The 12,366-nt window shown below is 62.7% G+C and carries 13 protein-coding genes; 6 read left to right on the top strand and 7 right to left on the bottom strand.

The genetic code is table 11. The features are described 5' to 3' along the window. The 4 genes from ACFCW2_RS02135 to ACFCW2_RS02120 form a co-directional block, all read right to left on the bottom strand. Positions 1 to 648, bottom strand: coding sequence for a CpaD family pilus assembly protein (locus tag ACFCW2_RS02135; protein ID WP_379547848.1), 648 nt, complete (start codon positions 646 to 648; stop codon positions 1 to 3). Between the two features lie 13 nt (positions 649 to 661). Next, on the bottom strand, positions 662 to 2,230 hold the full coding sequence (locus ACFCW2_RS02130) for a type II and III secretion system protein family protein (RefSeq protein ID WP_379547847.1): 1,569 nt from the start codon (positions 2,228 to 2,230) through the stop codon (positions 662 to 664). 79 nt (positions 2,231 to 2,309) lie between these two features. Further along, positions 2,310 to 3,341: a Flp pilus assembly protein CpaB gene (gene cpaB / locus ACFCW2_RS02125; RefSeq protein WP_379547846.1), complete on the bottom strand. Its 1,032-nt coding sequence runs from the start codon at positions 3,339 to 3,341 to the stop codon at positions 2,310 to 2,312. A gap of 132 nt (positions 3,342 to 3,473) precedes the next feature. Continuing rightward, positions 3,474 to 3,962 (bottom strand): A24 family peptidase, encoded by a 489-nt coding sequence (locus tag ACFCW2_RS02120; RefSeq protein WP_379547845.1) that lies wholly within the window; start codon positions 3,960 to 3,962, stop codon positions 3,474 to 3,476. 25 nt (positions 3,963 to 3,987) lie between these two features. On the opposite strand from ACFCW2_RS02120, the gene ACFCW2_RS02115 reads away from it, so the two are divergent. From ACFCW2_RS02115 to ACFCW2_RS02105, 3 genes are read left to right on the top strand one after another with little or no spacing between them, the layout of a single operon-like run. Beyond that, on the top strand, positions 3,988 to 5,025 hold the full coding sequence (locus ACFCW2_RS02115) for an alpha/beta fold hydrolase (RefSeq protein WP_379547844.1): 1,038 nt from the start codon (positions 3,988 to 3,990) through the stop codon (positions 5,023 to 5,025). Positions 5,026 to 5,043: 18 nt separating this feature from the next. After that, a complete protein-coding gene (locus ACFCW2_RS02110; RefSeq protein ID WP_379548908.1) occupies positions 5,044 to 6,150 on the top strand; it encodes an NAD(P)/FAD-dependent oxidoreductase in 1,107 nt (368 codons plus the stop codon). Positions 6,151 to 6,189: 39 nt separating this feature from the next. Beyond that, on the top strand, positions 6,190 to 6,366 hold the full coding sequence (locus ACFCW2_RS02105) for a YegP family protein (RefSeq protein ID WP_379547843.1): 177 nt from the start codon (positions 6,190 to 6,192) through the stop codon (positions 6,364 to 6,366). A gap of 23 nt (positions 6,367 to 6,389) precedes the next feature. On the opposite strand, the gene rnhA is transcribed toward ACFCW2_RS02105, so the two are convergent. From rnhA to ispH, 3 genes are read right to left on the bottom strand one after another with little or no spacing between them, the layout of a single operon-like run. Continuing rightward, the gene (gene rnhA / locus ACFCW2_RS02100) at positions 6,390 to 6,830 is read right to left on the bottom strand and encodes a ribonuclease HI (RefSeq protein WP_379547841.1); all 441 of its coding nucleotides are present in this window, start codon (positions 6,828 to 6,830) and stop codon (positions 6,390 to 6,392) included. A gap of 27 nt (positions 6,831 to 6,857) precedes the next feature. Then, positions 6,858 to 7,829 (bottom strand): homoserine kinase, encoded by a 972-nt coding sequence (gene thrB / locus ACFCW2_RS02095; RefSeq protein ID WP_379547840.1) that lies wholly within the window; start codon positions 7,827 to 7,829, stop codon positions 6,858 to 6,860. A 13-nt stretch (positions 7,830 to 7,842) separates the two neighbouring features. Further along, on the bottom strand, positions 7,843 to 8,832 hold the full coding sequence (gene ispH, locus ACFCW2_RS02090) for a 4-hydroxy-3-methylbut-2-enyl diphosphate reductase (RefSeq protein WP_379547839.1): 990 nt from the start codon (positions 8,830 to 8,832) through the stop codon (positions 7,843 to 7,845). Between the two features lie 101 nt (positions 8,833 to 8,933). Here ispH and ACFCW2_RS02085 point away from each other — a divergent pair, with 101 nt between their 5' ends. The 3 genes from ACFCW2_RS02085 (at position 8,934) to ACFCW2_RS02075 (ending at position 12,301) form a co-directional block, all read left to right on the top strand. After that, complete coding sequence (locus ACFCW2_RS02085) at positions 8,934 to 9,584, top strand: hypothetical protein (RefSeq protein ID WP_379547838.1); 651 nt, start codon at positions 8,934 to 8,936, stop codon at positions 9,582 to 9,584. A gap of 87 nt (positions 9,585 to 9,671) precedes the next feature. Beyond that, positions 9,672 to 11,441, top strand: coding sequence for an arginine--tRNA ligase (argS, locus tag ACFCW2_RS02080; RefSeq protein ID WP_379547837.1), 1,770 nt, complete (start codon positions 9,672 to 9,674; stop codon positions 11,439 to 11,441). 2 nt (positions 11,442 to 11,443) lie between these two features. Further along, on the top strand, positions 11,444 to 12,301 hold the full coding sequence (locus ACFCW2_RS02075; RefSeq protein WP_379547836.1) for an SPOR domain-containing protein: 858 nt from the start codon (positions 11,444 to 11,446) through the stop codon (positions 12,299 to 12,301). Positions 12,302 to 12,366 lie beyond the last annotated feature (65 nt).

The following is a 12,366-nucleotide window of genomic DNA, read 5'->3' as shown; positions in this document are numbered from 1 at the left end:
TTAGTCTCCTCCATTTTCGAGGCCGGAACCGGCAAGGCCCTCGGCACCGGTCAGCGGCTGCTCGACATAGCCCTGAATGGCTTTGTTCGAGGTGCGGATGACGGTTTCACCGGTTCCGCGCTGGCCGGAGATCAGGTCTTCCGGATTGGCGACCATCGCCGCCAGATTGCCGTTGACGCCGCAGCCGAAGCCCGGATGCGTGCCATTGTTGTAATTGATGTCCGATTTGATGTCCCAATCGGGGCATCCCGGTACACTCGCGGTGGAGCGGGTGATCACAATGCGGGCATTGCCCGGCTGGACGAAGCCCTGCGTGACAGGAGCCCCCTGGCTCACGAGAATGCCGTGGCGCCCGGCGAGAGCGGAAACGGCAGCTGCGACGGCAGGGCTGCGCATCGGATCCTCGATCGAGACCCGGTCACCGTAACCCAGCTCCATGGTTTCGAACCAACCGGCCAGCCGCTGTTCTTCGACAGAGCTGAGACCCGCCGCGCCCGAGCGGACGTCGAATGTATAGTTCGTGCGTTCCACCACCGGCTGCTTGGTGCTGTAAAGGCTGCGGTTCTCCGGCATCCCGCCGCACGCAGAGAGCGCGAGGCCGAGGGAGAGGGAGACAGCTCCTGCGAAAATTCGTTTCGATTTGGTCATCGTCTTCCCTCTCTTACTTCAGGCTGAAACCGGGAGCTGCCACTGCGGGCCGTTCCTCGCGTTTCGCTTTCTTGGATGTCTTGGCCACGCGTTCCGGATTGTTCTTGCCCGGCGCGGGCAGGACAGTATCGGGTGTGATTTGCGAAACGCCGGGAGGCGCCGCGCCGCGGTCAATGGCGGTCGGGCCGGGGCGCACAGCTCCGGTTTCGCCGTCATTTTCCTGATACCCGACCATCTGCTGGAATTCGTTGGCGGCCCGGAAGCCGTCGGTCGGCAATTTGATGTCGTTCGCATTGACTGGCTCGACCAGATACGGGGTCACCACGATCACCAGCTCCGTTTCACCGCGGCGGAAGCTGCGGCTGCGGAACAGGTTGCCGAGGATCGGAATGTCACCGGCACCCGGTGCCTTGTCGATCGTGTTCTGGGCGTTGTTGCTCATCAGGCCCGCGATCATGAAGCTCTGGCCGGAGCCGAGCTCGATCGTGGTTTCCGCCCGGCGAATTGTCAGCGCCGGGATCTGGAACCCGTTGAGGGTAACCGCGCCTTGCGAGGACAGCTCGGAAACTTCCGGACGCACCCGCATGGAGATGCGGCCATTGGCCAGAACAGTTGGCGTATAAGCCAGACTGACACCGAATTTGCGGTATTCCACCGTGGTCGTGCCCAGACCCTGACTGATCGGGATCGGGAACTCACCCCCTGCGAGGAAGTTCGCCGTTTCACCCGACAATGCGGTCAGATTGGGCTGCGACAGGGTGGTGGACAGGCCGTTGCGCTCTGCCAGATCCAGCGTTCCCGCCAGATCGAGGCCCAGCAATTTTCCGAGACCGGCAATCGTGGTGCCCGACCCTGTGCCGGTCACGATGGTGGTTCCTTCGGAGCCGCCTGTCACGCCGACACCTACGGGGCCGCCCGGAGAATATTGCGGGATGGGACCGCGCCCGGTGGTGACACCGAACTGGAAGCCACCGCTCGAATCGGCGGAAAGCAGGTTGGCCCCGATTTCGCGGACCAGCGAGCGGCTGACTTCGGCAAAGCGGACTTGCAGATTGACCTGCAGCGGCGTGGCCATTTTCAGACGGCTGATAATGTTGAACTCTTCGCCAACATAGGCCTGCACCAGGCGCTCGGCTTCGGCCGCATCTTCGGGTGCCGCGACGGTGCCCGTCAGCAGGATCGTATTGGTGCCAAGCGTGGAGTTGGCAATCTGCGCACCCGGCATGGCCAGGTTCAGCATCTGCGAGATGCTGGAGATGTTGTTGCCCACGCGGACATTGGCGGACCAGACGATATCGCCTGCCGCATTGCTAGCATAGACGGTGGTTTCACCGCCGCTTTTGCCGAACAGATACAGCTGGTTGCGCGATTTGATCTGCACATCCGCGATCTGGTCGTTCGCGATGAAGACGTCGGCCATATTGCCGGGCACGTTGATCAGTTCGCCGCGGCCGATCGACAGATCGACGCTTTGCGAAGGCTGGGTCACGCCCTGGGCCTGAGCCGTGGTCGCGACCATTCCGGTGAAGGGCGCGAAAGCAAACCCCGCGAGGAGCAGCGAAGCGAGTGCTTTACGTTTCATGGGGTTTCCTTTCGGAGTCCGTCCAGCGGAACTGCTGGGCCCGGACAGGGGCGTGGTTGGAGCGCTGGAAAATGCCATCTTACTTGCTCACTTCGACTTCGGTTGTGCTCTTGCCGCGGGTTACCCGGACAATCGGACCCTTCGGCTGTGGCGGCGGCATGTTGACGATGTTCCCACCCGACGATCCGCCGAAGGGTACCGTCACCTGCGGAGGCGAAGGCGGCGTGTCTGACTTTGGCTTGGGCAGAGTGGAGCGCTGGAAGCGCGAGACATCGCCGCCGGTCTGATAGGTGGTGGCGCCGTCATTGGGACGACCCATCGCCTGCGCCAGCAAACGCTCTTCTTCTTCCGGCGTTGCATCTTCGGGGATATTCACATCACCCGATGCAATCGCCCGCTCCAGTTCAGCCTGATTGTCCGCGATGGAGCGGAGCGAGAGGCTGAGCGTGCCGATGGTTTGTGCAACAGCGACCTTCTCGGCAATCTTGGGGGTCACTTCCAGCGTGACCGTGCGGAAGGCGCGGACAACCGTCTTGCCCTCGACAGTTTCCTGCGTGGTCGATTGGTCGGTGGCCAGAACCCGGATATTGCGAAGGATGGTTTCGGTAGCTTTCAAGGAGCCTTCATCGCCGCCTTCGATGGCCTGCGTCAGCATCAGGTCGACGCGGTCACCCGGGAAGACAAAGCCGCCCACACCGGTCTTGGCCGAAACAGGCACCGTGATGGCGCGCATTCCGGCGCCCAGTGCCGCAGCCAGGAAGCCGCGATCGCCCGGTGCAACCAGCGAACCCTGCGTTACAGGCTCGCCTGCAGTCACGGGATGACGCACAACGGTGCCGAGCAGCTGGGAGATGTCGCTTTCGCCATCGATGAAGTAGGCCTGCTGGACCATTTCTTCGGGCCATTGCTCGAACCCGATGGCATCCGCCGTGATGATCGTGCCGGTCGGCAGAGCACGCTGGGCGACGAGCACTTTGGGGCCCGTGGGCGCAACAGGTGCAGCGTTGGCAGCTGGCGCAGACGCATCAGCGAACAGGCTGCGTGCGGCAAGTGCAGTGCCTACCGCGATGATCAATGCTGCGAGCAGCAGTACAAGCTTCTTCCGGTCCATGGCTTTCTAAGCCCCCTAATTCGATCCCGAAAAATTTCCGGGACTGCTATGGTTGTCGTCGTTACGCTGCAGGTGGTTAAAATCGGGTTCACCCCGCCTGCGAAAATGCAGGAAACGGCTCGAAAGCCGCAGTTACAGGCCGATGCTGGCTCCGGCGGTGGGGAGGTGATGCGTGCCCAGAACCCACCATCCGCCGATTGCGATGGCCACGCCGTAGGGGATGGCCAGCTTGTCCTTCTGGCGGCGGATCATGTGCCAACCGCCCAGCACAATGCAGAGAGCACCGCCGGCCAGCGCCATCACCACCAGCAATTGCAGGAAGAACAGCGGCTGGATCCACAGGGCGAGCACGGTCAGCAATTTGACATCGCCTCCGCCCATCACGCGAAGCGCGAACAGTCCGCAAAGAATGGCAAAGGCCAGCAGCGCAACACCCACTTGCATGGCGACATCCGGCCAGAGGGCCAGCCCGCTGGACCACCAGAACACCGGCGCACCCAGCGCGATGGCGGCATTGAGCCAATTATCGATCTGTCGGCGGCGCAAATCGGTAAAGGCTGCAATCAGCAGCGCGATTGCAAGGGCGATAAGCAGCCCGTATTGGATATAGTCGCCCGGCATGATGAGCCCCCGTGGTCCTCGTTGAATGCCGCGTGCTACAGTTTATCGCTTACCAAAAAGTAACCAACGCGAGAGGCGCGCAATTATCCATCAGGACCAAACAGCAGCAGCCCCGTTCAACAGGCGGGCCATTCCTGACGCCGCGAGCGAGAGCCGGTGGCAGGCGGCCGATGGCCATGCCATCCGCAGGATCGACTGGGCGGTCCCGGGGGGCGATGCTCCGCCGCGCGGTTCGATCCTGTTCCTGCCGGGGCGGGGCGATCATTACGAAAAATATCTCGAGACTCTCGACGAGTGGCACCGGGACGGCTGGCGGGTGACCGCTTCGGACTGGCGCGGGCAGGGCGAATCCGGGCGTCTGGGCAAGGATGCGGTCACCGGCCACATTTCGGACTTCGCCATCTGGACGCGCGATCTCGCTCACCTGTGGGCGCAGTGGATTGCGGAAACGCCCGGCCCGCATGTCCTCGCCGGTCATTCGATGGGCGGACATCTGGTCTTGCGGACGGTTGCCGAGGGGCGGATCAAACCCGATGCGATGGTGCTGTCGGCTCCCATGCTTGGGTTTCCCGACAGCATCGTGCCGCAGGGTGTCACCCATGCGGCCGCGCGGCTGATGGCGGCAGTGGGCGATCCCGCGCGCCCGGCCTGGAAATGGAGCGAAAAACCCGGCGAGCCGCCTGCGGCACGCATTGCTTTGCTGACCCATGACGAGAAACGCTACGCCGACGAGCTGTGGTGGCGCGAGCAGCGGCCCGATCTGGTGATGGGGCCGGGCAGCTGGGGCTGGGTGGAACGCGCGCTTGCCTCGATCCGCTGGCTCGGCCGTCCGGACATTCTGGCTAAGATTGATATTCCGGTCCTGATTGTCGCCACCAGCAATGACCGGTTGGTGTCATGGAAAGCGGTGGGCCACGCGGTGCGCCATCTGCCCAAGGGCGAGCTGGCCGCCTTTGGCGACGAGGCGCATCACGAAATCCTGCGCGAATGCGATGCCGTGCGCGACCGCGCGATGATGGCGATTGCCCGCTTTCTGGACCGTGCCGCACCCGCAGAGAGCTAAAGATAGTACCGCGTGACGATGTATGACTTTGCCATCATCGGTGCTGGAATGGCCGGGGCCAGTCTGGCGGCGGAAATTGTCCGCAGCGGTAGCGGTGCGCGCGTGCTGTTGCTGGAGGGGGAAGACCAGCCGGGATACCATACGACCGGGCGCTCGGCGGCTTTCTGGTCGGAAACCTATGGCGGTCCGGGCGTGGTGCCGCTGTCGCTGGCGTCGGGCGATTATCTGCAAGAGCACGGGTTTTTGCACCGCCGCGGCGCGCTGCACATGGTCCGGTATGGCGACGAAGCCGATCTGCACGGGTTCATCGAAAGCTATGCGGGGACGGGAGCAAAGCTGGAGAAAGTTGGCCGCAGCCATCTCGAGAGCGTCGTTCCGGCCTTGCGCGAGGAGTGGGTTGGGGCCGTCCATGAGCCGGCTTGTGCGGATATCGATGTGGCAGGGCTCCACCAGCATTATCTGGCCATTGCCACGCGCGGCGGGGCGAAGCTCCAGTGCCGCGCGCACCTGGTTTCTGCTGGACACAGCGCTGATGGCTGGCAGCTGACGTGCGGTAACGGGCAAAGCTATCAAGCGCGCGTGCTGGTGAATGCGGCGGGCGCGTGGGCGGATAATATCGCTACGTTGGCTGGCGCAAAGCCGCTGGATATCCGTCCCTACAAACGCACAGTTGTGCAGCTCGCACTGGAGCAAGCGCCGCCGCCCGACTTGCCGCTGATTCTGGATATGGCGGGCAGTTTCTACTTCAAGCCGGACAATGGCCGCCTGTGGCTCAGCCCGCATGACGAGGATCTGTGTGATCCGTGCGATGCCGCAGCCGATGAACTGGCTGTTGCGCAGGCTATCGACCGGTTCCAGCGCGTGGTTGATTGGCCGATTGCTCGTGTCGAACGGCGCTGGGCGGGCCTGCGCAGTTTCGCACCCGACCGTTTGCCGGTGTACGGCTTCGCTACCGACATTCCGGATTTCTTCTGGTTTGCAGGGCAGGGCGGTTTTGGCATTCAGACAGCCCCCGCAGCGGCAAGCCTCGGCGCGTCGATCTTGCTCGGGGAAACGGAAAATCCGGCGTTCACCCGGGGTTTAGCGCGTGCTAGCTACAGCCCGGATCGGTTCAGCGGGGGTTAGCCCGGCCGACACAAACACACTAAAAACAGGGGAAGCCAAATGGCTCATCATTTCGAGATTTACAAAGACAAGGCCGGCGAGTTTCGCGTCCGCTTCAGCTACAACAGCGAAGTGATGTTCTCCACGCAGGGCTATTCCAGCAAGGAAAGCGCGAAGAACGCCATCGCTTCGATCCAGAAGAACGGCCCCGGCGCGGAGACCGTCGACAATTCCTGAGGGCTTTGAGCTCTAAGGGCTGATTACTCAGCCGCGATCTGGTCGGCCGCGTCGCTTGCGAGGCGGTCGGCCCGTTCGTTTTCGGGGTGCCCCGCATGCCCCTTCACCCAGCGCCATTCCATCCGATGGCGCGCCGATGCCTCGATCAGTTCATGCCATAGATCGGCATTGCGCACCGGCTTCTTGCTGGCATTGACCCAGCCGCGTTTCTTCCAGCCGTGGACCCACTTGGTGATCCCGTCGAGCACGTATTTGCTGTCGGAATGCAGGGTCACTTCGCACGGTTCGATCAGCGCTTCGAGCCCGCGAATGGCCGCCGTCAGCTCCATCCGGTTGTTGGTCGTATCCGCTTCGCCGCCGCTCAGCTCTTTTTCGTGCTTGCCCATGCGCAGCAGAACCCCCCAGCCGCCGGGGCCGGGGTTGCCCTTGCAGGCACCGTCGGTAAAGATTTCGACCTGTTTCATCAGTTTAAGTGTGCCACTGCCTTGCGATCACGCAAAGGCGGTGTGTCCCGCCTCATCGTAGAAATTCAGCCGCTGGACGAATTCCATCGGGTCCTTGCGGGTTACCAGTGCGTCGTCGGGTGTAAACAGCCAGTCATAGCTGCGTGTCGCAATGAACCGCATTGCCGCTGCCTTCGCCAGCAGCGGGAGGCTGGCCCTCTCTTCGTCCGATAGGGGGCGAACCCCCTCATACCCCGTGATCAGGGCTGCGCCGACATCGCGGCGAAAATCGCCGGTGCCGGGCTCGAAGGACCAAGCCAGATGCGTGACCGCCAGATCGTAGGCCATGGTTTCGTGCGCTGCGAAATAGAAATCGATCATTGCATTCACACGGTCGCCTTCGACCAGAACATTGTCGGGAAACAGATCGGTGTGGGCGATGGCTTTGGGCAGATCACCGGGCCAGCTTGCCCGAATGGCGGGCATATGGCGTGCGACGGTTTCCGTCAGTTCAGGGTCGATTTCGCCCAGCCGGCCTTCGCATTTTTCGAACAACGCAGCGACGCCGGCGGGCCCCAGATCATTGCTGCGGCGGCCGCCAAAATCCAGCGAGGCGCGATGCATGCCCGCCAATGCCTCGCCCGCCGAATGCGCTTGCGCAGGAGTGGGGCGATCGACCGAAAGGCCGGGGAGAAATTCGATCAGGGCGACGGCTTTACCATCGACCATGCGGTAGGCATCGCCGTTTCGATCATGGATCGTGCGCGGCACAGGGCAACCCTTAGCCGCCAGATGATCGAGCAGATCGAGGAAGAACGGCAAATCTTCCAGCGTGATGTGCCGCTCATACATGGTTAGAATGAACCGTGAGCCGGTGTCATCGCTGCCGGTGGTCTCGACCAGCCAATTGCTGTTGGAAACGCCCTCGGCAATGCCCTTGGCAGAAACCAGTTCTCCAACGTCGTATTGCGCGATCAATCCGGCCATGCGCTCGGCCGAGAGATGGGTGTAAACTGCCACGCTTGTCCGCGCTTTATTCGGTCAGTTGGCGGGGCAGTTTGAAGACCATTTTCTCTTCGGCTGCGACCAGAGTGTGCTCCTCGACCGTGCGCCATTCGGAAATCTTATCGACCACCTCGCGGACCAGAGTTTCCGGTGCCGACGCGCCCGCGGTCAGGCCCAGAGTGCCCACGCCGTCGAGCCATGCCGGGTCAATATCTTCGGCACGCTGCACTAGCCGGGCCTCTGTGCCGCAGCGCTGTGCGACCTCTACCAGACGAACGGAATTGGAACTGTTGGGTGCGCCAATGACCAGCACCAGATCGCTGCCCGGCGCGATTTCCTTGACCGAGGCCTGACGGTTGGACGTGGCATAGCAGATATCCTCCGCCTTCGGCCCAACGATCCACGGGAAACGGTCTTTCAAGGCATTGATGATGTCTGCCGTATCATCGACCGAGAGGGTGGTCTGGGTCAGGAAGGACAGCGGCGTGTCCTGTTCGAATTGCAGGGTGGCGACATCCTCGACGGTTTCGACCAGCGTCATCTGCCCTTCTTCGACCTGGCCCATTGTGCCGATCACCTCGGGATGGCCGGCATGGCCAACAAAGATGATGTGCTGGCCTTTCTCGATCTGGCGTTCGGCCTGGCGGTGGACTTTGCTGACCAGCGGGCAGGTGGCATCGACATACAGCAATTCGCGGCGCTCTGCCTCGGCAGGTACGGATTTGGGAACACCATGGGCGCTGAATACCACCGGGCGGTTGTCGGGCACTTCGTCCAGTTCCTCGACAAAAATCGCGCCTTTGGCTTTCAGCCCCTCCACCACGTAGCGGTTGTGCACGATTTCGTGGCGGACATAGACCGGCTTGCCGTATTTTTCGAGCGCGCGTTCCACGATCTCGATCGCCCGGTCTACCCCGGCACAAAAGCCGCGCGGAGCGGCGATCAGCAGGACCAGCGCGGGTTTTTCCGCAGTGCCCACGGGGCCTTCGGATTTCTGCATTTGCAATGAGGCGTTCATGCCTCTGCCTCTAGCGCTTTCGCCGAGTGGCCGCTAGAGCCTCGCCATTCGAATTTGCCAGTGCCGGTTTCTGTTCCGGCTTTACAAGGGCCCGATACGCCATGATTTCACGCCGCAGTCTGTTTTTGGCCGCCACCGCCGCTTTCGCGCTTGCCGGGTGCAGCCGCGAGGGCGACCTTGTTTTAAGCGAAGGCGTGGGTGTCACTGCCGTTCGCACGGCTTGCCCGGCAGTGGGCGTGCCCGATTACACCGGCGATATCACCACCTTCCGTTCGGCCGGATCGCGGCTGGCCAGCGATGTCGATCTGACCGCGGCGATCACCGATGTTGAAAGCACCTGCGCGGAAGATGGCGCGCGGATTTACTCTGTCGCCAATTTCAGCGTGAACGCTCGCCGCAGCGATGTGCGCGGCGCGCGCACGGTTCAGCTGCCCTATTTCTCCACCGTGCTGCGTGGCGGCACATCGGTGGTCAGCAAGCGGGTCGGCACCGTCACCCTGTCTTTTGCCGACGGTCAGGAACGTGCCAGTGCGACGGCGCAGGCGGCGGCCTATATCGACCGCGCCTCGGCAACTTTGCCTGAAGACATTCGCGAACGGATCACCCGCAAGCGCAAGCCGGGGGACCCCGATGCGGCAATCGATCCGCTTTCCGATCCGGCAGTGCAGGCCGCTGTCAGCCGGGCCACGTTCGAATTGCTGGTCGGCTTCCAGCTGACCGAAGCACAGCTGGGTTATAACGCAACACGGTAATTGGCTGGTAGGGGCCCGGCAACGGGCCGGTCACGAGATAGCCAGAGCGGCTTTGCGCGAGCGCACGGATAGGCTAGGCGCGCGGCCATGTCCGATAATGCACCTGATACCGATACCAATATGAAAACCTTGCACGCGGCTTTTGTCGCGAAGATCAATGCCGTCCTGTCGGCGCTGGAGATGGAAGGCGCTCTGCCGCCCGAAACCCCGCGCAGCAATGTGACGGTGGAGCCGCCGCGCGATCCCTCGCACGGCGATCTGGCGACCAATGCCGCCATGGTTCTGGCCAAGCAGGCGAAGACCAATCCGCGCGCGCTGGCCGAGAAGATCGTCGAGCATCTGGGACGCGATCCCGATATTATCGAGGCGTCGATTGCCGGTCCCGGCTTCATCAATCTGCGGCTGGCGGACACGGCGTGGCGGCGTGAATTGCAGGCGATTGCCGCGCTGGGCAGCGATTATGGCCGTTCCGCCATGGGCGCGGGCCAGTCGGTCAATGTCGAATATGTCTCTGCCAACCCGACCGGCCCGATGCATATGGGCCATGCGCGCGGCGCTGTGGTGGGCGATGCACTGGGCACTCTGCTCGCCTTTGCCGGGCACGAGGTGACGCGCGAATATTACGTCAATGACGCGGGCAGCCAGGTCGATACGCTCGCCCGGTCGGTGCATATCCGCTACCGTGAAGCGCTGGGCGATGAAGTCGGCGACATTCCCGAAGGCCTGTATCCCGGCGACTATCTGAAACCCGTCGGGGAAGCGGCCAAGGCCGAATTTGGCGCGCGTTTCAGGGACGAGCCGGAGAGCGAATGGCTGGACCTGTTCAAGGCTTTTGCTGTCGAGCGGATGATGGACCTTATCCGGTCCGATCTCTCCCTGATGGGCATCGAACACGATGTCTTCGCTTCGGAAGCCGCATTGCAGGCCGCCGGAAAGCCGGAAGAAGCCGAGGCTTGGCTGCGTCAGCATGATCTGGTGTATGATGGCGTGCTCGAGCCGCCCAAGGGCAAGACGCTGGAAGATTGGGAAGCAGTCGAATTGCCGCTGTTCCGCTCGACCAAATTTGGCGACGATCAGGACCGGCCCATTCGCAAGAGCGACGGCAGCTGGACCTATTTCGGGGCCGACCTCGCCTATCACATGCAGAAGGCGGAAAGCTCCGACGCGCTGATCGATATCTGGGGTGCGGATCACGCCGGCACGGTCAAGCGGATCAAGGCCGCCGTTGCCGCTTTGGCCCAGGGGCAGGACAAGACGATCCCCTTCGATGTGAAGCTGGTCCAGATGGTCCACCTGATGCGCGACGGCGAGCCCATCAAGATGTCCAAACGCGCGGGCAATTTTGTGACCATCGCCGAAATGGTCGAGGAAGTGGGCAAGGACGTCGTCCGCTTCACCATGCTGACTCGCAAGGCCGATGCGCAGATGGAGTTCGATTTCACCAAGGTCGTGGAAGCGAGCAAGGACAACCCTGTTTTCTATGTGCAATATGCCCATGCGCGCATCCGCTCCACCCTGCGCAAGGCTGCCGAGGAGGGCATCGCTCCATCCGATGCCGCGCTGGAGCGGCTGGGCTCTGGCGAATGGACGCTGGTCGCGCAGGCTGCGCAGTTCCCGCGCATTGTCGAAGCCGCAGCCTCCGCACGCGAACCGCACCGGATTGCGTTCTTCCTGTATGACCTCGCTTCGGCCTTTCATACCTACTGGCACGGCGGCAACGAGGATGCGTCAAAACGCGTCATCGTGGCACAGGACGATGAACTGACGTCGGCGAGGCTTTTCCTTGTTACCGCAATCGGGCAGGTTATCCGTAATGGCCTCGCCTTGTTGGGTGTCGAGGCGGTCGAGGAGATGTGACGATGTTCGGGGGTGAAAAAAACGGGTCAGATGATCTGAATGGGGACGGTGAGGAATACACCACCGCCTACGAAACGGTTCAGGATCAGGATGACGAGTGGGGCAATGGCGATCACACAGACGGTGACGCCGAGGAACACTCGCTCGATCTGGATGACGAAGACGAGGCCCTGCCGTGGCTGGAATCCAGCGATTATGCCGACGATGACAGTGTTGATACGGGCCGTTTGATCGGATTCGTTCTGCTCGGTCTGGTGGCGCTGGCGCTGCTGGTGGGCGGCATCTGGTATTTCTCGAATCGCGGCCCCGATCCGGAACTGGTCGCCGACGGCAGCACTATCGAAGCGCCCGAAGGCGACTACAAACGCCGTCCCGAAGATGAAGGGGGCAAGGAATTTCCCGGCACGGGCGACGTTGCTCCGGCCGTTGGCGAGGGCGAAACCCGCGAGGGCCGTCTCGCTGATGGGACTTCGGGTGGCAACACCGATGGGCCTGCCCGTCCGTCTGTCGATGCGCCCAGCGGAAACGACCGGCTGGCGCGCGACAATGCCGCTGCAGGCTCGGGCGAATCCGGATCAGGCGCAGCAACCGGTGGGGCAACAGGCGGCGCAACCGGATCGACCAGCGGTCCGGGCGTTCAGGTGGGGGCCTATTCCAGCCGCGATGCAGCCGAAACCGGCTGGCGGCAGCTCGGCAGCCAGACCAGCGCGCTGTCCGGCGTGCGCTACCGCATTGTCGAAGGCGAGGCCGATATCGGCAAGGTCTTCCGCTTGCAGGCGGTTCCGGGCGACATGGCGGCGGCCAATCGCCTGTGCACGGCGCTGAAAGCCGACGGGGTGGCCTGTCAGGTCAAACCGTAATCTGACCGAGCAATGCGCAGCGTGCCCGGCATGCCGCGTATCCACACACGAAACCCCGCGCCCTC

This window comes from Qipengyuania algicola, assembly GCF_042492175.1.
Lineage (GTDB): Bacteria > Pseudomonadota > Alphaproteobacteria > Sphingomonadales > Sphingomonadaceae > CAJXSN01.
This window is presented reverse-complemented; position numbering and strand designations above follow the sequence as displayed.

Coding starts and splice junctions, on each gene's coding strand:
- ACFCW2_RS02075 (WP_379547836.1), top strand. CDS start 11,444: ATGTTCGGGGGTGAAAAAAACGGGTCAGATGATCTGAATGGGGACGGT.
- rnhA (WP_379547841.1), bottom strand. CDS start 6,830: ATGAAACAGGTCGAAATCTTTACCGACGGTGCCTGCAAGGGCAACCCC.
- ACFCW2_RS02105 (WP_379547843.1), top strand. CDS start 6,190: ATGGCTCATCATTTCGAGATTTACAAAGACAAGGCCGGCGAGTTTCGC.
- ACFCW2_RS02085 (WP_379547838.1), top strand. CDS start 8,934: ATGATTTCACGCCGCAGTCTGTTTTTGGCCGCCACCGCCGCTTTCGCG.
- ACFCW2_RS02135 (WP_379547848.1), bottom strand. CDS start 648: ATGACCAAATCGAAACGAATTTTCGCAGGAGCTGTCTCCCTCTCCCTC.
- ispH (WP_379547839.1), bottom strand. CDS start 8,832: ATGAACGCCTCATTGCAAATGCAGAAATCCGAAGGCCCCGTGGGCACT.
- cpaB (WP_379547846.1), bottom strand. CDS start 3,341: ATGGACCGGAAGAAGCTTGTACTGCTGCTCGCAGCATTGATCATCGCG.
- argS (WP_379547837.1), top strand. CDS start 9,672: ATGTCCGATAATGCACCTGATACCGATACCAATATGAAAACCTTGCAC.
- ACFCW2_RS02115 (WP_379547844.1), top strand. CDS start 3,988: ATGCCGCGTGCTACAGTTTATCGCTTACCAAAAAGTAACCAACGCGAG.
- ACFCW2_RS02120 (WP_379547845.1), bottom strand. CDS start 3,962: ATGCCGGGCGACTATATCCAATACGGGCTGCTTATCGCCCTTGCAATC.
- ACFCW2_RS02130 (WP_379547847.1), bottom strand. CDS start 2,230: ATGAAACGTAAAGCACTCGCTTCGCTGCTCCTCGCGGGGTTTGCTTTC.
- ACFCW2_RS02110 (WP_379548908.1), top strand. CDS start 5,044: ATGTATGACTTTGCCATCATCGGTGCTGGAATGGCCGGGGCCAGTCTG.